Origin of the sequence: Sphingobacterium sp. LRF_L2, from assembly GCF_965644235.1 — a bacterium.
GTDB lineage: Bacteria > Bacteroidota > Bacteroidia > Sphingobacteriales > Sphingobacteriaceae > Sphingobacterium.
This window is the reverse complement of record NZ_CBFFRI010000001.1, coordinates 52296-72780: the sequence shown is the minus strand read 5'-3', so window position 1 is coordinate 72780 and position 20485 is coordinate 52296. Positions and strand designations below refer to the sequence as shown.

At 39.2% G+C, this 20485-nt stretch carries 15 protein-coding genes and 1 pseudogene; 13 read left to right on the top strand and 3 right to left on the bottom strand.

Annotated features, from left to right (window positions below; genetic code table 11):
• Positions 1-108: 108 nt before the first annotated feature.
• From ACSZOX_RS00305 to ACSZOX_RS00290, 4 genes are read left to right on the top strand one after another with little or no spacing between them, the layout of a single operon-like run.
• Positions 109-1005 (top strand): Abi family protein, encoded by an 897-nt coding sequence (locus ACSZOX_RS00305; protein ID WP_437917700.1) that lies wholly within the window; start codon positions 109-111, stop codon positions 1003-1005.
• Positions 1005-4166, top strand: a complete 3162-nt coding sequence (locus ACSZOX_RS00300; RefSeq protein ID WP_437917699.1) for a type III restriction-modification system endonuclease — start codon at positions 1005-1007, stop codon at positions 4164-4166. Before ACSZOX_RS00305 ends, ACSZOX_RS00300 begins: the two co-directional genes overlap by 1 nt.
• A 3-nt stretch (positions 4167-4169) precedes the next feature.
• Positions 4170-7412: a helicase-related protein gene (locus ACSZOX_RS00295; RefSeq protein ID WP_437917698.1), complete on the top strand. Its 3243-nt coding sequence runs from the start codon at positions 4170-4172 to the stop codon at positions 7410-7412.
• Positions 7405-8055, top strand: coding sequence for a DUF4391 domain-containing protein (locus tag ACSZOX_RS00290; RefSeq protein ID WP_437917697.1), 651 nt, complete (start codon positions 7405-7407; stop codon positions 8053-8055). Before ACSZOX_RS00295 ends, ACSZOX_RS00290 begins: the two co-directional genes overlap by 8 nt.
• Here the strand turns inward: ACSZOX_RS00290 and ACSZOX_RS00285 are convergent.
• On the bottom strand, positions 8052-10004 hold the full coding sequence (locus tag ACSZOX_RS00285) for an ATP-binding protein (protein ID WP_437917696.1): 1953 nt from the start codon (positions 10002-10004) through the stop codon (positions 8052-8054). The two genes, ACSZOX_RS00290 and ACSZOX_RS00285, sit on opposite strands and share 4 nt — an antisense overlap.
• A 25-nt stretch (positions 10005-10029) precedes the next feature.
• The gene (locus ACSZOX_RS00280; protein ID WP_437917695.1) at positions 10030-10443 is read right to left on the bottom strand and encodes a helix-turn-helix domain-containing protein; all 414 of its coding nucleotides are present in this window, start codon (positions 10441-10443) and stop codon (positions 10030-10032) included.
• 167 nt (positions 10444-10610) lie between these two features.
• On the opposite strand from ACSZOX_RS00280, the gene ACSZOX_RS00275 reads away from it, so the two are divergent.
• The 5 genes and pseudogenes from ACSZOX_RS00275 to ACSZOX_RS00255 form a co-directional block, all read left to right on the top strand.
• The gene (locus ACSZOX_RS00275) at positions 10611-11081 is read left to right on the top strand and encodes a hypothetical protein (RefSeq protein ID WP_437917694.1); all 471 of its coding nucleotides are present in this window, start codon (positions 10611-10613) and stop codon (positions 11079-11081) included.
• 10 nt (positions 11082-11091) lie between these two features.
• Entirely contained in the window at positions 11092-11727 is a 636-nt protein-coding gene (locus ACSZOX_RS00270) for a GIN domain-containing protein (RefSeq protein WP_437917693.1), read from the top strand.
• A 4-nt stretch (positions 11728-11731) separates the two neighbouring features.
• Positions 11732-13000, top strand: coding sequence for a hypothetical protein (locus ACSZOX_RS00265; protein WP_437917692.1), 1269 nt, complete (start codon positions 11732-11734; stop codon positions 12998-13000).
• A gap of 3 nt (positions 13001-13003) precedes the next feature.
• The gene (locus ACSZOX_RS00260) at positions 13004-14725 is read left to right on the top strand and encodes a hypothetical protein (protein ID WP_437917691.1); all 1722 of its coding nucleotides are present in this window, start codon (positions 13004-13006) and stop codon (positions 14723-14725) included.
• 64 nt (positions 14726-14789) lie between these two features.
• A pseudogene (locus tag ACSZOX_RS00255) lies at positions 14790-14891 on the top strand (DUF6922 domain-containing protein); the annotation flags it as partial.
• 19 nt (positions 14892-14910) lie between these two features.
• Here the strand turns inward: ACSZOX_RS00255 and ACSZOX_RS00250 are convergent.
• Positions 14911-14997: a hypothetical protein gene (locus ACSZOX_RS00250; protein ID WP_437918291.1), complete on the bottom strand. Its 87-nt coding sequence runs from the start codon at positions 14995-14997 to the stop codon at positions 14911-14913.
• A gap of 231 nt (positions 14998-15228) precedes the next feature.
• Here ACSZOX_RS00250 and ACSZOX_RS00245 point away from each other — a divergent pair, with 231 nt between their 5' ends.
• From ACSZOX_RS00245 to ACSZOX_RS00230, 4 genes are all read left to right on the top strand, one after another.
• The gene (locus ACSZOX_RS00245) at positions 15229-15753 is read left to right on the top strand and encodes a hypothetical protein (RefSeq protein ID WP_437917690.1); all 525 of its coding nucleotides are present in this window, start codon (positions 15229-15231) and stop codon (positions 15751-15753) included.
• A gap of 390 nt (positions 15754-16143) precedes the next feature.
• Positions 16144-16359, top strand: coding sequence for a hypothetical protein (locus tag ACSZOX_RS00240; protein ID WP_437917689.1), 216 nt, complete (start codon positions 16144-16146; stop codon positions 16357-16359).
• 540 nt (positions 16360-16899) lie between these two features.
• Positions 16900-19578 (top strand): TrlF family AAA-like ATPase, encoded by a 2679-nt coding sequence (locus ACSZOX_RS00235; protein WP_437917688.1) that lies wholly within the window; start codon positions 16900-16902, stop codon positions 19576-19578.
• A gap of 26 nt (positions 19579-19604) precedes the next feature.
• Positions 19605-20474 (top strand): HNH endonuclease, encoded by an 870-nt coding sequence (locus ACSZOX_RS00230; protein WP_437917687.1) that lies wholly within the window; start codon positions 19605-19607, stop codon positions 20472-20474.
• Positions 20475-20485 lie beyond the last annotated feature (11 nt).

Sequence of the window (20485 nt, the reverse complement as noted above, 5' to 3'; positions counted from 1 at the left end):
TCTTACCTTTGCAAGTAATAATACCTGCCACGCTTCCCGTAAGATTAGCGCACCTGGGCAGGTTTTCGCTTTTTATAACCACTCTTTTTATCTAAATCCTTTCCATTCATGAACTATACTAAACCAGCTGTTCCTGTCTTGGATCAAATCACTACGTTGAAAAATAGAGGATTAATCATTAAAGATGAAGCGAAAGCAGCCTCATATTTATCCAATATCAGTTATTATAGACTTCGTGCATACACTTTCCCCTTTCAAGATAATACTGATCCGAACCATCCTTTTATCCAAGAAGTTTGTTTTGAAGATATTATCAATCTGTACGTTTTTGATCGGCAGTTTAGACTTTTTGTTTTAGACGCCATCGAAAAAATCGAAATATCTATGCGTACGCAGATTATTTATCAGTGGGCAATAAGCCACGGGAGTCATTGGCATTTGGATGGTTCTATTTTTAGAAACTCTGTACAATTTGCAAAGGACTTCACCCGGTTGCAACACGAAGTGGATCGTAGTGTTGAAACATTTATTGAACATTATAAAAATAAATATTCAAATCCACCAGAACCGCCATGTTGGATGAGTCTGGAGGTGAGTAGCTTTGGTTTGTTGTCCTTAATATTTCGAAACTTAAAATTTGGAAGTGAAAAGAAGGCTATCACGAAATATTACGGATTACCTGACGTCGCATTATTAGAGAGCTGGATGCACTCGTTCAGTAATATACGCAATGTTTGTGCACACCATGGAAGGCTATGGAATCGAAGATTAACGGCACATATAAAATTACCGAATCGTCCTTTAAATCCATTCATCCATAATAAGAAAGTGCTGCCTTATAAAATATACGCTTCACTATGTTGTATGAAGTATATTTTGGATATTATAAGTCCGAAAAATTCTTTTAAAGAAAGACTAAAGACACTTATGGCTACCTGTCCATTAGCACAGGAAAAAGAAATGGGAGTTCCCGAAGACTGGAAAAATGAAAACTTTTGGCAGTGATGAAATTACAATTTAAAGAACAGGACTTTCAGATTCAGGCGGTCAAAGCGGTGGTCGATTGTTTTCAAGGGCAACCGCTGAAAACAAATCGATTCACGTTAGAGCGGAGCCGTGAACTTATCAGAAAAGCAAAGCAGGCTGCCAGTGGTGCTATACAAACCTCGGCCTTTGATCATGAAGTCCTGGAAGATATTGGTTATAGAAATAGTAGCATTCAGCTAGTAGACAGTCAGATTCTTGAGAATATACAGGAAGTTCAACGGGGACAGGGACTGAACGAAAGCCAAACTATAGAGCGTCCAAAAGGTGTTAAATTGGGCTATAATCTGACCATAGAAATGGAAACGGGTACGGGTAAAACTTATACGTATATCCGTACCATGTATGAGCTCCATAAACATTACGGTTGGAGTAAATTTATCGTCATCGTCCCCAGCATTGCCATTCGGGAAGGTGTTTATAAATCATTCCAAGTGACAAAAGATCACTTCCAGGAACTGTACGGACATAAGATCAATCCGTTTATCTATAAATCCGGTATACCTGAAGATATAGAAAGTTTTGCATCAAATAATCGTATATCGGTTATGATCATCAATACGCAGGCCTTTTCTTCTCCACAGTACGATGCTCATGGCAATCTAAAAGAAAATGTTGGTAATAGAATTTATAGAGAGTTAGATCAATTCGGCACTAGGCGGCCCATAGAAATTCTTGCGCAGACCAATCCAATCCTGATCATCGACGAACCTCAATCCGTAGATGGTGAGAAAACACTGAAAAGCATGCAGGATTTCAATCCGCTATTTACCTTACGCTATTCGGCTACACACAAGGTTGAATACAATAAGGTATTTCGTCTGGATGCGCTGGATGCTTATCACCAAAAATTGGTTAAGAAGATTCAGGTCAAAGGTATTAACCTCAAAGGATCGACCGGGACTACGGGATATCTTTATCTTGAACAAATTAGCTTGAGTACAACGAAACCTCCATTTGCGGTGGTCGAGTTTGAAGAGCGTTCGGGAGATGGAGTGAAAAAAACTCGCAGAAAATTGGCCGAGGGCGCTAATCTTTACGAACTATCTGGGAGTCTTCCTGTCTATAAGAATCACACGATTACTGAGATCAACGGCTATCTCAATAAAATAGTCGTCAATGGCGAGGATATTTATCCGGGAGATATCGTGAACGACAAAGACGAATTGGCTTTTCGGCGGGTGCAGATTCGCGAAACTATCCTGTCTCACTTACAGAAAGAAAAGCAACTATTCGACAAGGGAATTAAAGTATTGAGCTTATTCTTTATCGACTCGGTGGAAAAATACCGTGTATACGATGAATCTGGTGAAAAAGCGCTGGGTGAGTATGCGAAGCTATTCGAAGAAGAGTACAATAAAGTACGTAATGACTTTTTGGACTTATTTCAGCAGGATTATAACGACTACCTAAAAGATACCGATCCAAGTCAGGTACATAAAGGCTATATGCCCACCAGCTATTTTGATTATCTACAGCGTGATGACGCAGGCAAGATACATGAGGGCTATTTCTCCATAGATAAGAAGGGAAAATCTATAGATCCTTCACTAAAACGTGGCAAAGAAGATTCTGACGATATATCAGCCTACGACCTGATCATGAAGGACAAAGAACGTTTACTGAGTTTTGAGGAACCCACGCGTTTTATTTTTTCCCACTCTGCCCTAAAGGAAGGTTGGGACAATCCCAATGTATTCCAGATATGCGCTCTAAAGAGTGCAGAAACCGGAAGCCAAACCAGGCGTAGACAAGAAGTAGGACGGGGTATGCGTTTGTGTGTGGATAAAGGTGGGGTGCGCCAGGACTTTGAACTCATTGGTGAGCAGGTACATGAGATCAACAAGCTGACCGTCATTGCTTCGGAAAGCTACGAAGCCTTTGCCAAAGGGTTGCAAACGGAGATCGCAGCTACGCTGGCTGATCGCCCACAAAAAGCTGAAATAGAATATTTCGTTGGCAAACTGGTCTCCAATGAACAAGGTGAATCACGGCGATTGACAGACGATGACGGTAAAAAGCTCAATAAGCTACTTTATAAGCACGATGTGATTGATGAGGATGATAAGCTTACAGCTGAAGGACGGGAACTGATTGAACAGAATAAGGTACCGTTGCCAGAGCAACTGGAGCCTTATCGAGCATCGATTACCCAATTGCTCCAGTCTATCTATACCGGAGAACCGTTCAAACCTGAAGACGAAAGACAGACTATCGTCTTGCAGACTAACCCGAATTTCAAGAAGAAAGAGTTTCAGGCACTTTGGGATAAAATTAATCTCAAAACTGTCTATGAAGTTCGCTTTGATACGGAGAAATTAGTTTACGAAAGTAAAACGCTGATCAATGCCAACCTGCACATCAGTACCCGGATGTATGAAGTGAAAACCGGAGAATTGGAAGATGGTACAAAAGAACAAATGCAGCAAGGGGCATTAATCCGTGAATCAAAGCGGCAATATATGAAGCTGGACAATGACCTTTATACAAACACATTGTATGACATTGTTGGCGAGATCGAGCAAAAAACAAATCTAACGCGGCGGACCATCGTGGATACCCTAAAATCTATCCACGAGGAAAAGTTTCTGATGCTACGCCGAAACCCGGAAGAATTCATTGCGAAATGCAGTAAATTGATCAATGAGGCAAAAGCCAAACTCATTATCAATAATATAGTATACCACAAGCTGGAAGATAGGCACGATGCCAAGACGGTATTTACCAATGATAAATCTGCTTTGCGTAATTCGGATCTTTTGAAGAAACACATTTATGATTACTTGACTTCGGACTCTAAAATAGAAGCTGATTTTGCAGAAGCTTTGGAGAATAGTGTAGAAGTAGTTGTGTATGCTAAATTGCCTAAGAGTTTTTATATCTCGACGCCAGTAGCTAATTACAGTCCGGACTGGGCTATCGTATTTGACAAAGACAAAGTACGCCATATCTATTTTGTCGCCGAAACAAAAGGTTCTGATTCGGAGATGGATTTGCGCGAAATCGAAAAACTTAAGATTCATTGCGCTCAGGAACACTTCAAGGAGATCAGTGGCGGTGTCGTGAAATTCGATACGGTCAGTAACTATGGTAAATTGTTGGATATTGTTCAGGTAATGTAGGCTATGCAACTCATCGATAACATCAACAAACGCCTTGGCGATGATCTAAGGCAACATATTCAACGAGGAAGCAAGTTGAGCATAGCCGCTTCTTCTTTTTCGATTTATGCCTTTGAAGCGTTGCGCAAGGAGCTGGGCAAAATCGATGAGCTTCGCTTTATATTCAGTTCGCCTACATTCGTAGAAGAAAACTTAAAGAAAGAAGTTCCCAAGTTTTTCATCTCCCACCTGTACAAGGAGGCGGATCTATGCGGCGGAGAATTTGAACTTCGGCTCAAGAATCAGCTTAATCAACGTGCGATTGCCAGAGAATGTTCAAAATGGGTAAAAGACAAGGTTCGCTTTAAATCGAATCGGCATTTTCATCAACCCTTACATGGAATGATACATGTGAAGAACAGTGCAGATGATTCCGTCAATTATGCGCACATTGGAAGCTTTACGACGGCCGATTTAGGCTTTACACATAAGAGAGGATTCCCTACACTAATTCAAAAAACCAACTATCCCGATAGCGAAGCATATCTGGAATGGTTTGATCAGGTCTGGAAAAATGAAGAAGACCTCAAGGAAGTAACCGAGCAGGTGCAAAGCTATTTCGAGACCGCTTATAAAGAAAATAGCCCGGAGTTTATCTACTTTATTACGTTATACAATATTTTTAATGATTTTCTTGAAGACCTTTCCTTAGATACTTTGCCTAATGACCAAATTGGTTTTAAAGATACGTTGGTCTGGAGCAAACTCTACAACTTTCAACGAGACGCCGTCATAGGTGCCATTAACAAACTTGAAAAATATAGCGGCTGCATTTTAGCGGATAGTGTAGGCTTGGGTAAGACCTTCTCTGCTTTAGGGGTGATCAAATACTACGAGATGCGGAATAAGGATGTTCTGGTATTGTGTCCGAAAAAATTAGAAGCAAACTGGAACGCTTACCGTCATAATGACAAGAACAATTTTTTGGCAGCGGACCGCTTTCGGTATGATGTATTGTTTCATACAGATCTCAGTCGCGACCGGGGTATGAGCAACGGTCGAAGTTTGGAAAATGTCAATTGGGGGAATTATGGTCTCGTGGTCATTGACGAATCTCATAATTTCAGAAATAACAATCCATATTCAGACCGGGAAAACAGGTATCAGAAGCTATTGCGTAAAGTGATCAAGGAAGGTATCGAGACAAAAGTATTGATGTTGTCTGCAACGCCAGTCAATAATCGCTTTGCGGATTTACGGAATCAATTAGCATTGGCCTATGAGGGTGAAGCGGCCATTATAGATCAAAAGCTGGACACTAAAAGCTCCATTGAGCAGGTTTTCAGAAAAGCACAACAAGCGTTCAATACCTGGAGTAAATATGATACGGGATATCGGACTACCGAACGCTTATTGGAGATGCTTGACTTTGATTTTTTCGAGATATTAGATTCGTTAACCATCGCACGATCAAGAAAGCATATCACCACGTACTACGATACCAGTGCTATTGGTAAGTTCCCGAAGCGGAATGAACCGCTCGCTATCCAAAGTCCGTTAACGGAGGATGGGCGTGTCACCTACGTGCAAATAGCAGAAAGTCTCACCTTATTAAATCTTTCGGTCTATACGCCATTAAATTATATTCTACCCAGTAAACTAGAATTGTATCGAGACCTCTACGAGAAAGATGTGCGAGCCGGTGCTGGCAGATTGTCTCAAATCGACCGTGACAACAGCTTACGTATTCTCTTGCGTATTAATCTTTTAAAGCGGTTAGAGAGTTCCGTTGATTCATTCCGTATCACGCTTGAAGGTATTATCGGTTTAATTGAGAAAACACTACAGACTATTAGAGATGGTGTAAAATCAGATTACGAAGGGATACAGGCACGAATTGAAGACGAAAATTTTGACTGGGAGTCCGACTGGGGGGATGAGGAACACTTTATTGGTAAAAAGATCAAAGTGCATATCGCCGACATGGATGTTTACCAATGGCAAGAAGATTTGCAGGACGATTTAAAATTACTACGTGGAATTTGGGATAGCATTGAGCACGTTCGCGGACATGAAGATTATAAACTTCGTCAGCTTCTTGCGCTGTTAGAAGGAAAAATCAATCGTCCGTTTAATAGCCAGAATAAGAAAGCAATTGTCTTTACCGCTTTTGCGGATACGGCAAATTATCTGTACGAGCATATTCACACTCATTTCAAGAATAAGTACGGTATTCATACAGCGCTGATTACCGGATCCAGAAAAATCAGCTCAGCGAAAAGTATACCTTCGGATCTAAACCCGTTACTCACTTGTTTTTCTCCGCTGTCAAAAGGAAAATCTCAGCTATATCCGCAGATAAATGAGGAGATTGATATTCTGATTGCCACAGATTGTATTTCGGAGGGACAAAATCTTCAGGACTGTGATTATCTGGTCAATTATGACATTCACTGGAATCCGGTACGTATCATTCAACGATTTGGTCGTATCGATCGTATTGGCTCCAAAAATGATACAATAACGCTCGTCAATTTTTGGCCAGATGTGACGCTGGACGCTTATATCAATCTCAAGCAGAAAGTAGAGAGCCGTATGTTGATTTCGAATATGGCCAGTACGGGAGATGACAATATCTTGAATGCTAGAGAGCAAGATTTGGAGTACAGAAAGATACAGCTCCAAAAGCTGAAGGATGAAGTAATTGACCTAGAAGATCTTCGAGAGGGCGTGGACATTACAGATCTTGGATTAAATGATTTTCGAGTCGATCTTTCCAATTATTTTAAACTGTATGGAACACTGGATCATATTCCTGAAGGACTACATGCTGTTGTTCCTGCTGATGATATGTTACCTGCAGGTACTATATTTGTCCTAAAGAATATAAACTCGTCCGTCAACATCAATAAAACCAATCGTTTACATCCATACTATCTGGTATATATCAGTTCGGATGGACTTCTTCACCTGAAACACGTAGAATCTAAAAAGATACTCGATGCCATGCGCAAGCTATGCAAAGGTAAAACGGAGCCGCTAACCGATCTCTGTAAAGCATTGAGTAAAGAGACAGATGAATATCACCAGATGGATGACTATTCAAGTTTATTAAAGGATAGTATCAGCTCCATCATCCAAGCAGAAGAGGAAAAAGAAATACATAGTCTGTTCCGATCAGGTGGCACCACCGCTTTAACCGATAAAATTAAGGGATTAGAAGATTTTCAATTAATCACTTTTCTAATCGTGCGCGCTAATGGTTGATCTTTTTAATTTACCTATAAGTACATCTTACGGGAAAGTTATCCCAAAGAATTCTTTTGACGGCTTAATATCGAATAAGCAGAAACGGCTATTTACGGAGTTGATCAGTAAAATGACCTGGACGCATAAATTGGCGCCGGCAACAATAAACCTGTCCGGGAAGTATTTTACGGAAATCCAGATCATCCATATTGAACTAAAACGGGAGGAGCGAATATCAGAATTGCTCACTGCTATCAATAAAAGTGTTCCATACGGCGTTATATTTGTCATGCAATTTGGTGACCGATTTTATTTATCCGTCTCCGCTAAACATCCTCATCCAACACTCGCTGATACTTCTGTTGTAGATTGGGAATTTGCTTCAGAATGGTTCGTGGCAGCAGACAACACGTTTCGGCTGAATTTGAAGGAAAGCCTAGATGCTGTATTTTTTGATTTGTGTAAACAGCTATCTGCTTTTGCATCGAAAGAAGTGGATTCTATGGCTGAACTTATCGAAAAGAGTTCGAAACTCTTTCAACTTCGAAAGGAAATCAACAAACTACGGTCGGCTATATCTTCCTGCAAGCAGTTTAATAAGAGAGTGGATTTGAATCTTGAGCTTAAGAAGTTAGAGAAACAAGTCAGTAGCTTAATTTAATTGTCGGTTCCATTTTTTATAAACTCGACAGTTAACTGTTTATTCTGTTGGATAAATAAATCCATACCTGGGATATCATCGTAACGATCACTTAGCTTTTGACGTAAGCCAAAAAGTCTTTTTTCTGCAGTATCCACAAGCTGCCCAAATGTAGCAATCCTGATTTTACCCATTTCCACTTTATTCTCGTTGATAACGGTACTGATTGGCTGGATCTTTTCACTGAAGGATTCGCCTACAACAAATGCTTCGATATAAGGATTTCCGATAATGTTACCACATCCCATAAAATCCTCGACATATCCTTGAGCTTGGTTTCTCTCTTCTCTAGTTAAATTAAAGCCACCTCTTTTAAGTTCGATAATGAGAATTTTGCTCAATGTAGATAAATTGGAATCATTGTCAAAAGATTCTATCCCGGTCACAGAAGCCGTTGAATTATTTAGAACAACGATGTCCGGTCTCTTCCGATGGTTGTTAAAAACTTCTTTTCCAATTTTCTTTTTAAAAACTGTTTCAACAGCAGTTTGAAGTTGACGGTTTGAGGAGTACTCAGCAGATTCAAACTCCGGTCCGAATAACCATCTAGCACTAGTAACTAAAGGATGTAGCACGTGTAGTTCATCAACATCTTTATCACCAGAAAGTTTACGGATGGCTTCGATAACAGATATTCGACTATCGATTTCATCTAATACACTAAGAGCATCTCTAACTGACCAGTTATCTAGCAAAGCATTTAAGCCGTTAATATCATCATCATTTAGCTTGGCAAGTTTTGTGAGCAATTCTTTTCCGGAACGAGTCTTTTCTAAATTAATGATCGCCTCGACCGCTATCGAAATACTTTCTATTTTTACTGTAGGATAATTGACCGTAATATTTTCTATTGCCTGATTAACTTCAAATTTGGCTAGAGGAGGTAATTTTGATATTTCAGAATGGAAATCATTTTTTATCTGCAATCTTGTCTCTTCAACAGAATCTTTAGCAATTTCAGAAAACTTTTCGTGGACATATCCAATGACCTTTTTATAGACATTGTTCATTGTTTCGCTTTTCTTAAAGCCAGTCCAATCTTCGACGATATAATCTGCTAAATCACTCGTTTCAACAACTACAGTATATCTTCTGGCAAATTTAGTTCTTCCATCAATGACCACCTCGTTGTTTAGAATCCATGAAGGTTCGCCTACTAATCGATTACTTTGCCAAAAAGCTATCCCTTGGTATAATGTAGATCTGGCCGATTTTTGAGAGTCAATAAAATGAGCTATTAATTTGATGTCGCCGATCTGCAATATAGTTGTGTCAACTAAACCTGAATGCTGTTCCAGTTGAACAGTTTGTCTATTGATTGAAACAATAAATTTGGGATCGTGAAGAAATCTTGCGGAAATTATTTGTAGAATTTTTTGAGGATTAGGTAGGTTCTTATTGACTATAACCTCAAGTCGTGTCCCATTGGTAGAAGATACTTCAAATTTTGCATTCTTAATAACGAAAGGATGTGTTTCGTCTTGAGTTGTGATTGTGAATGTAGATTTTTTTCCTTCACTGTTTGTGATGACTGTGTATTCATTGCTGAAGCAAAGCAGACCGTGACGCCCGATACCATTACGCCCGTAAGCCATCCGTTTTCCTTCAACATTTGCCGGAAAGGTGACATTTTTCCCTTGATGTTTAATTCGATTATATCCTAATCGCATCCAACGTTGTTCGAACTGCTCTTTGGTTAAGCCTGTACCATTATCTTCTACAATTAATTTTTGATTGTATTCTTCAGGAATAAATATATCAACTAGAGTAGCACCTGCGTCCCACGCGTTTGCCACAAGTTCCGTAAGTGCAATCTCAGAGGAATGTACCAAAGGTCCTAGAGTTCTAACAAGGTAATCTTCTTCAAATAAAGAGCCTTGAAATATTGAAGTTGGGCTATTTTTGCTCATAGGTAATCAAAAGCTGGAGAGAAAACTATCTTTCTCTTAGAAGGTTCTCCAAATACTCTACCTTAGATTTTTCGGCTTCCAAAAGGCGTTCGTAAAGCTTTTTGTTTTCTTCGTGCGCTTCAATAAGTTTATCAAGAGGATTGAAAGTACAACCAGTCGCATAAATAGCACCATTATTAGAACTGCTGTCGTGAAAACTGTTAAAGAAGTTAAACACAGCCTCCTCACTAAAATTCTCAATAGCTTCTGGCGTAACACCTAATATTTCGGCTACCTGTGCCAATAGATCCGCTTCGATAGCAGCACTTTTTTCGATATTGGATACCGTCTGCTGACTGACACCCAATTCAATGGCTAAAGCATCCTGCTTCATGCCGCGCAGTTCACGGATGCGGCTGATTTTTCTTCCTATATGGTTGGTTGTGTTGGTTGTGCTCATATTCCAAAGTTAACAAATATTCAGGGTTCAAGATACGAAATATCTTGAGATGGTACAAAACAAGATATTGCTTGTGCAATACAAAGGCTATTTGTTTTATACAATCCGTTTTGGTTCGGTACCTGGATGTCGTAGTGTTCATTTGTGTGAACCAAAATAAATTTGATATGAAGAAGAAAAAGAAGACCAAAATCGTAACAGTAGATATGTATCACAAGTATGCTGAAATCGATGAAATGTATTCCAGTAAAGTTAGAGAGGTAAACCTGGACATTCCATCAAATCTCAGAATGCTGTGTGCCATATTAGATATCAAGGTCGAAAAACTGTTAAACGATTTTATGTGGATGTTAAGCTACTCCCATCATAATTCAGCTACACCTAAACAACGAAAAATAGCAAAGAAGTTCTTTTTAGCCTGCAAATATGGCCAGCCTCTGTACACTAAAAAGCAGATCAAGCAGATGTTTGACGAACTAAAAGCTGACCGAAAAATACGTAAAACGATTGATGGTATGGATCATGAGGACATGAAGCTCTTTTGGAAAAGCAACCACATGTATGTGCAGCATTGGTTCAAACGTTGGTTTGAAAAGAATAGGCATAAGGGGGATATTTCTATACTGGAAGAACACTAAATGAAAAAGCATGAATGATTTTAACAACTTAATTGTACAAACTCGCTGTAAGATTACACTATCACATGGCGACCAACCATCTTTCTCTATCGACGAAAATGGAGAAAAAGCAAATTGGGTAAATGTATCTATCCTCAACGATCAATTAGTCGTATACACCAAGCCCGAATATTACGGTTACCTGTTGCTACACGATTATTATCCGCAGATAACGATTACCTATAAAATCTTGACAGGATTGCAGATGCTGGATAAATGCTTTGTTAGATCCTCAGAGAAACTCACACTACAAAAAATGGGGATAATCGTAAGAGAAGGAAATCTAGATATAACCGTAGACGCTTTTTCTCTCGACTGTACCGTGATAAAAAATGCCTATGCAAAATTGTCCGGTAGAACAATTTTCTCACGTGTCTTGGCGCATCAGCGAAGTGTTTATGATGGGTCGGAACTGGAAGCGTCGGAAGGTAATGTGCATGTCCACGACGAGGCTAAGGCGTCTGTATGGTTCGAAGATGAACTTGAGCTTGGGCTGTTCGGACGTAGTAAAATAGAATATCGCGAAAGCCCTAGGATGAAAATAATACGATTAGATGAAGGCTGTGCCATGAAGCAAATCACTGGTGCCGATAAAATAGAAATATAATGCTATGGAAAACGTATATATCAAAAATCCTCAATTCGAATCAGAACCTCAGTGCTATCTTTTAGAAGGGGGGATTTATCAAGCTTTTGAATGTGAAAGCTTTGATTCGTTTCGTGAAAGGCTCTGGAAGTTATTTATGGCCCTGACATCCAGATCTCAAACAACGGATGAGGAGCAGCGTCAATTGCAAATAACATTAGATAAGCTTATTCTGATGGTGAAGGGATGTCATTACTTTCTGCACCATAAAAAGCGGTTGAACTATGAGGAAGAATGGATAGACGTCAAATGGCTGAAAAATCCTTACCGCTGTTTAAAAAAATATCGACATCGTGATGATGAAAAACTCAATCATCATCTGGCACATTTCGATTATGGCTTTACGCAGTTGAGCCGAGCGGAGGTGCAAAATTTCACCGAAGCCTTTAAGAGCTTTTTTTCTTTAATGGATTTATCCTCGTGGTTAAATCTTTTTGACGACTACAAACAATGCCTATTCGAAAATGAAAGCCTATTTGAATGGTCGGTAGACGATACTCCACTGAAAACCTATGCGCAGTTATTGAAGTTGATAGAGGCTTGCATTATTGCCGTTCATTGGGCTGATATTGATTATCCTCCGCCAAATGCGCATTTATACCTTTCTTTTTTTAACATGACCTACGAGTCTTACCGTGATGCAAACCCAATTGAAATGTGTAGTATGCTCTTTTTTGACGTGAGCTACGATGAACTTCGAAGGGATATTTTGGAGCTTTATGCGGGATGTCACGAGCCGCAGCAAGGTTTTACAATGAAACCAAATGACTTAAGATTTAATCTGCGCTGGCTAATACAAACGGGCTGGTTATTACTTCAAACAAATTATTTCCCGGAGGATTGGTTATCGCCTGATCGTTTTAATTGGTTAATATGCCCAATCCCCGAAAGCGAAATCAAGTACTGGCGGCCTAAGAACCTAAGTGTAAAGCAACGTGAAAAATTGGCGAAAACCTTATCAAAAGTGTATTTTGATGTAGAAGTCCATGATCTGTTGTGTGCAGTAGAAAACCGACTGATCTGTTATATGAACGAAAAGGATAGGGCTTGCTTGGATATTGAAAACTTGAAGACTCGCGATCGGCTGCTGAAAATCCTAGATGTCGTAACCGTGATTTTAATTGACTTTTGCCAGCGACGAACAAGAACTGATGGAATCAAATACCCCAAAGGCATCCCTGCCCAAGAGATCGTAGATAACCAAAAAGTAGAAAATAAAACCAAAAATAGATGAGTTATGGAAATTACAAATAAAAATGATCAGACTGATTTGAAGAACATCATTCTGAATCTAACTAACAAGTACAATATCGATCGGATATTTCTGAATAATTACGATGCGGTTGATGTTCCTTTTTATGAGTTGGTTATCCTTTTATCCAACAAGGAACATAAATCTGTCGGTGAGCTTGATCCACAGATTAGAATGTCCTTGAAGGACTATCCACAATTCCATCATGTTACTTTCGTAGCGTTTCAGGTCAAAAGCAAGCTTGTTAATGGGAACTTATATTTACATATGAACTGCCATCCGGAAAAACTTATTTATCAAAACCCATTGTCAACATTCGACTTATACCCTGAAGGATATTCCCGAGAAAGTACATTGAAGTCGGTTAACGAATTATTTGACCGCGAAAATCATAAAGTAAATGAGTTTAAAGAAGGTTACTATTATTTCAAGGGGCGGAATTCGCTGTTGCATGCGGGATTTATGCTACAGCAGGTATTTGAGTTGAGGTATAGATGTATGGAGATTATGGTGGTGGGGAAGGAGCGCGCAACGCACTCCGTACGATCTCATCATCGTTATCTGGTTGGCATGGCTCCATCATTAACTATATTTAAAGAGGGCAGACCAGATGATGAAATTCTGCTTCAATTTTTAGATGAGGTGTATCGGGCAGCACGCTATGAAGATGATTTTGACGTCGATCTTGATTTTCTGCTGAAATTGGAAGAACGGATGGAAAACTTCATGCAGATTACCGACGCAATATTTAAGGGTTCCGTGACGGATTTTAGAGATTACGACTTTGAGGTCGATCGTTCTAAAGAGAACATAGAAGATCGTGTCGAAAGTCAAATTAAGTTGCTACAGGACATTGCTACTGATGATTCTATAAAGGCGGCATACGATGGCAACAAAAGCGCCGCTAATAAAAAGTTGGAATTAATTATTAATCGTTTGCAGCATATTGTTGACATACAGGGTATTTATCTCGTTGGTCAGCGAACTAGGTCATTTGTTACCAATGGTATTAATAAACTGTCAAATACTGCTATTTATGATTACTGCTTCGATTTGTTAATTGTCAGCGAGATCGATGTTCGGGAGACAATAGGTAATATTCAAGCGTCAATAAACAAGGAGTTGGAAGTATCCGTTCTATTGCTATCTTTCACTCGAAGCCAAATACAAAAGCAGTTGGACAAAAACAGTCCATTCTTTCATGGGGTGTTGCAATATATAGATCCGCTGCATATTGTGGGAAGCAATTTATTGAACTGGGAATTTCATGAATGCAATGGAGAGCGCACCAAAGATGAAATGAACGAGGCGACAACAAAATGGTACCAAAGAGAAAATAATGCGATGGGTTTCTACAATGGAGGGAAGGCGATCGATCATTCTGAAGAGCTTGAAATTAAAGTCCTTCTTTATAATCAAGCTATTGAACAAGCATGTTTGGGTCTACTAGAATATTTTTATGACTATACGCCATACCAATACAATCTAAAACATTTATTCAGTCTGTGTGCTGGTTTATGGCAATTTCCAAATGATATCTTTCCTCGGAATACTGAGGAGGAAAAATCGCTGTTTGATGAATTTGCACAAACTGTAAAAGATATCCGGTATCAGGGCTGGTCTACGGTTGGTTGGGATGAAGCTTATCGTTACGACGAACGATGTGAGCGGTTTTTGGAACAATGTAGTAACTTGGTTCGCGGATAAAGATTTGTTTAGATGTTTTATATCCAAATTTATTTTATTTCTAATATGCTGGTAATTTGTATAAATGAACACCATAAAGGATATATCGCAAATCTTTCCCAAGCACTTATTTTGGGATGTGGATCCAAAGATTTTAGATATTCAGGATGATAGTGATTTTATTATCCCTAGGGCGTTAATTGCTTCTATTTTACCGCCTCATAAAACTTCATCAATCGTAAATAAGCAGCACATCTATCTAAAGGTTTCTTTTCAGGCCATTGGCCGACTATTATGAATTGCGTTTTTAGAAACTGTACAGGATCAGAAACTATCTGATCTTCGCTTATTTATATTAGAGGGGTAAAGATCTTATCCTTGAAGAAGGTTTTTAGTTCGTCGATTGTCATGCGCGAAGGTAGGGGAAAGGAGCTATCTGTCGTGTTTAAAAAATACTACCTTTGGGGTATTGCTGTTTTTGATATATTTATCTTATTTAGAGTAGATTGTTAACTGAAAAAATTATGAGTAGCTATAACCCTTATGACAACGATTATCAGCGGGAATATTCCGCAAGAGAGGATGCCCGAGCCGGCAGATCTTACAGCGGTCATTCTAGTGACAGGATAGCGCAAGATGCTTATTGGCGTGAAAAAACTGCTATTGATTTTAATAATAACACGTCGGGTTTTGAGTATAATCCGATGGATTATACTTCTAGTACACCTCTTTCAAGGTATACAATCGTCAGAAGGATATTTATTATAGGTATTGTTTTTTCGTCTTTTTATTTGTTGATTTTTTTAATTGGTGGAGAAGGGCCCTGGGGGTATCCCATGTTGCTTGTGCTGCTTTTTTCCTTGGGTATTAGATTGGTAAATAGACGAGAGAGGTATACCCAAGGGTTAGAAGTTGAAAGAATGGAGATGCAGAGAAAAATGTTTGAAGAAGAGATGAAATTAATAAAATCCATGAATTCGATTTCTACAAACATGCCGTTACCGCCTATTCCAACGTCGCTGCCTCCTATTCCAACAAAGAATTCTTAGGGAACTTTATTTACTGTTTGCCAAGCTGGGGGGCCGTACGAAAAATCCCTCTTGGCATAGATAGAGGGATGTTGTGTATGTTTTAGAGGGTCGATTTAATAGGACATGAGACTTCTTGTGACGCCGCCGAATGAGGACAACTGTCACTCACTAAATACTATTATTTGCAATAGAGCGATAGATTACAGCTCGGGTATATGCAAAGGGTGGTTCCCTGTTGATCAAATTATAGACAACTGAGGCCGTTCCTTGTCTGTAACAGAACTTTAAAAAGTATACATAAAGTGGCTTTCTTACACCTAATAAATATCTTGTCAGATAATTTTGCAGTTGAAAGTAGGAATTGACCTAACTGTTAGTAATTTGGAATATTTATTGCTAAATTTTGGTATGACAACATTCAAAGTATCGGTTCCGGAAGATAAGACTTCTTTTTTCCTCGAAGTACTCGAACTCATTGGGGCTACGTATGAGCCAAAAGAGAGCGATTTTGAACTGACCGACAAACAAAAGCAGTTTCTTTTGTCTCAGAATGATTTATTGTTGGACGATTGTCAACCAGCCGATCTTGTTTTTGAGGAACTAAGTGTCAAGTATGGCCTATAAAATACTGTATACACATGGGCTCTCTCTCTTTCAGTAGGAAAACGTTTAAAAGTATACACAAGAGCCCCAAACTCAAACTTGCAAAGAAATTGTTCGGACCCTTAAGGCCATAAAAAAAGACATCTTTTAGATGTCTCATTTTTTGTGGAGTTGGCGGGATTCCAGATGGAAGCTTGATTGCTCTGTTATCCTTCTTAGATTCAATAGAAGTTTGAAAAAATTCAATGTATTTGTATCGGTTTAAACTTAGAATGGCGGATGGTAATAGCCTTAAATTATATTATAAGTACGCTTCACCATTTTTAAGTATGAGAGTTTTCGACTGTTCAATTACATTATTTCAATAGTAGTTTTGTACTGATTAGCTCCCAGGTAGTTCCTGAATGATATTCGGTAGTACTTAAGGCGGATAACGCAGTCCGATGAGGACAATATTGGAATTTACACTGTAATATTTCAATAAAAGGATGTAAAAAATCTTTGGCTTTTTTAGCAAAACCTTGTTATATTTGAAATACGACAATTAACCACTATTAACCGATGCAACTAAAGGATCTAATTTCCATTGAAAATGGCGCTAAATTTTATAGAGCCGATCTGCATATTCATTCCTTTGGCCCTTATGCCTCCTATGATGTAACTGACACTCAAATGACGCCGGCCAATATTATCGATGAAGCGATAAAAGAGAATATCGCAGTCATTAGCATAACAGACCATAATGAAATTGGAAATATACCAGCTGCATTAGATCACGCACAAGGGAAAAACATTCTGGTTGTGCCGGGTATTGAGCTGTCCACCAGTCAAGGGCATTTTCTGGTTTATTTTGAAACTTATGAGCAAATCAGATCTTTTTATGGTGAGTTAACAATTTCAGTGGATAAGAAGCAGTGTGATACCACCATAACAGCGGCTTTGGCTACTGCGCGTAAATATGGTGGTTTCGGGATTGCTGCCCATATTGATATTGATGCTGGCTTTGAGAATTATACAGCAGGTTATACACCTTTTAAGGAAGCCATCCTGAAACATGATTTACTCTACGGGTTGGAAATATCCAACAAAAACGCAGAAAACTGGTTTACCGAACTTGATGAAAATCCAGACAGGAAGCGTTTGTTCAGAGCTAGAGTTGACGCTTTTAATGAAGATAATTCATATAATATCGCAAAAATCATGTCTTCTGACGCTCATACGCTAATAGCATTAGGAAAGAACCTGAGTGGCAATAAGAAACTAACAAGACTGAAACTGGATTCTCTGGACTTTAATTCCTTCAGGGTTGCTTTTCTGGACGCAAATGCGAGGGTACGGATCGAAGAAAGTATTCCCACATCTTTTCCGAAGTTCCTTGGAATCAGTTTTGAGGGCGGTATCCTTGATAAGAACCATATCCATTTCAGTGATAATTTCAACAGCCTGATCGGAGGGCGAGGCACAGGAAAATCGACTATATTAGAGTGTATACGGGCTGTTACTGGTAATCCAACAAGGGAAGACATCATCGATAACGAGGTTTGGCCAGATACCATTAAGTTATTCTATCAAGACGAAGTAGGCCAGATACTAGAATTCCAAAAGCAAAAATACAATAGTGCCATCAATTTTTCCGATCCGCAACATGGTATCCAGCAAATTACAATTGAAAGTTTCGGACAGGGAGAAACTGCAGCTACGATACAAAAATGCGGTAAAGACCCTGAAATCCTTTTAAAATTCATTGATAACTTTATCGATACCAGCGCCTATGAGTTTGAAGACGAAGAGTTGAGAAATCAACTGCTGCAAAATCAGACATTAAGGGAACGTCTGAAACTTGAAATAGACCGTATCCCTGGGATAGAACAGGCATTTACCAACGCTAAGGGGCAATTGGCACAATTGAAGACCCATAACGTAAAGGAAGTTGTTGAGCTGGAAGAAGGTATAGCGAATGAGCGGACCTTAAGGAATGAACTGCTTGAAAATTTAGATACACATATACAAAATATTACCGATGGGTTGAACACCGATTCCCTTAAAGAGGCCGTCCACTCAATTACCGAGTCTGAAATTATTGTAGGTAAAGAGGAGTACCGTACAGTTTCAACACTTATGGATGGTTACATTACCTCGATCGGTCAACAGTCTTCCAAAGTCGTTTTAGACTCTACAGCTTTTAAACAAAGCCTGAAAAATGAAATTGAAAAATGGAAGGCCAAGGAGGTTGATATTCTAAAAAATATCGAAGAAAAAAGAATAGTCCTCGAAGCGCAAGGCATTAAGCTCGATATGTCCTTTATACGCAAAGTAACCAAAGATGTCAGTGATTTTGATGCTAAGCTTAAAGAATTAAGACAGAAGGAAACTAAATATAAGGAACTGGTGAAGGAAAGGATGACGCTTATAGGGGAACGAAAGACTAACTTGGACAATCTTTATAATGAGCGTTATAAATTCATCTATACGGTAAATGGAAATTTAAAGGGATCAGTTATTGACTATGAAGTTGAACTACGAATAGAAAAGCAGAACTTATCGACCGAGTTAGCAACGCTGATCAAAAATGTGATGGGTTATAGAACTGCACAAGTTCCAAAGGCGGATCTTATCGTAGAGAAAATTTCCTATTTCGACCTAATTAAATCATTGCACAAAAGTGATGTTACAGTATTTACCGCTTTACGAAATGGCAGTGGGCAGCCGATTTTCTCAGAGGAGGAAGCCATGGATATTATCGCACGCCTGAAAAATATGGAGACCCTTGGCCAATTGGAACGATTGGTAGTGAAAGATAAGCCATTTATTAAGATCAAGAAGATCATAACAAATGATGATAACTCAAAGACGGTGATAGAGAGGGACTTTTCTAAATTGTCCATGGGCCAGCAGCAATCCATTTTACTGACCCTTTTACTGTATTCCAAAAGAAACTGTCCGTTAATAATTGACCAGCCGGAGGACAATCTGGACAGCGAGTTTATATATAAGACCCTTGTAAAAAACCTAAAAAGGATCAAAGAGCATCGTCAAGTCATTATTGTGACCCATAATGCGAATATTGCGGTGCTGGGAGATTCCGAACTTATAGTACCTTTAAAAAGCACTAATGAGAAAACCTCAATTGTAGACAGGGGCTCAATCGATAACAGGAAAACCAACAGTATGGCGTGCGTTATTTTAGAAGGCGGTGAAACGGCTTTTAAGAAGCGACAGGTGATTTACAATTTAAAATAGACTTATAGCTAAATGATTCAGGCACTATGGAGGTAGCGGAAGATATCAAGTGGATAAAAAATGTTAAAAGAAATAACGGTGAAGGATGGGCTTATGAAAATGCAAAAGTTGGAAATAATTTTTACTTGAACTGGCCTACAAAAATGCGGGGAAGTGCGGAGACGCCTAAAACAGGTGAAGTGATTGTCTTGTTTCAGAAGCCTAACCTTATCAACGGGCAGAGAAATAGGCTTGTCTACTTAACCCATTTAGTAGTTCCTGTTTCAGAAGATATACATGTGGATGAAAACTCACTAAAGCACAGGTGGTGCCGTGAAGTAAAGCTACTCGCAAAGGCTGAACCTATCCAGGCAATTCCCAATCCCGGCTATTATAATTTCTTTAAACCCAATCGCGGCTTAACCAATCCGATTATTAATCTGGGAAATAGGGAAAACCTCACTGTAGATGAAGTTAAGGTAGATCTATGGGAGTTATTTGGCGAATTTTTCAGTGACTCCTTATCTTCAGAGAATTTATACGGGCGTTTGCCTGCACATATGTATGAAGGTTCTGAGGGTGACAAGATTGTCAGGGCGCATATTTTGCAAGAACTTACGCGCCGAAACCCAGCAATTGTACGAAGAGCTAAGGAAGAGGCATTGAAGAAAGGAAATGGCAGGATAAGGTGTGAATGCTGCGGATTTGATTTTGTGGCTGCCTATGGACTGCTAGGTGATAGATTTATCGAATGCCACCATAAAATACATCTTAATAAGGGCGCCCGCATCACTAGAATTGAAGACCTTGCTCTGGTCTGTGCTAATTGCCACCGGATGTTACATAGAAGAAAAGCGGAAGGAGGCTATCATGATGTAAATAGCCTGCAACTGATCCTCAAGGAATTCATAATATAGGGTGCTTCGTA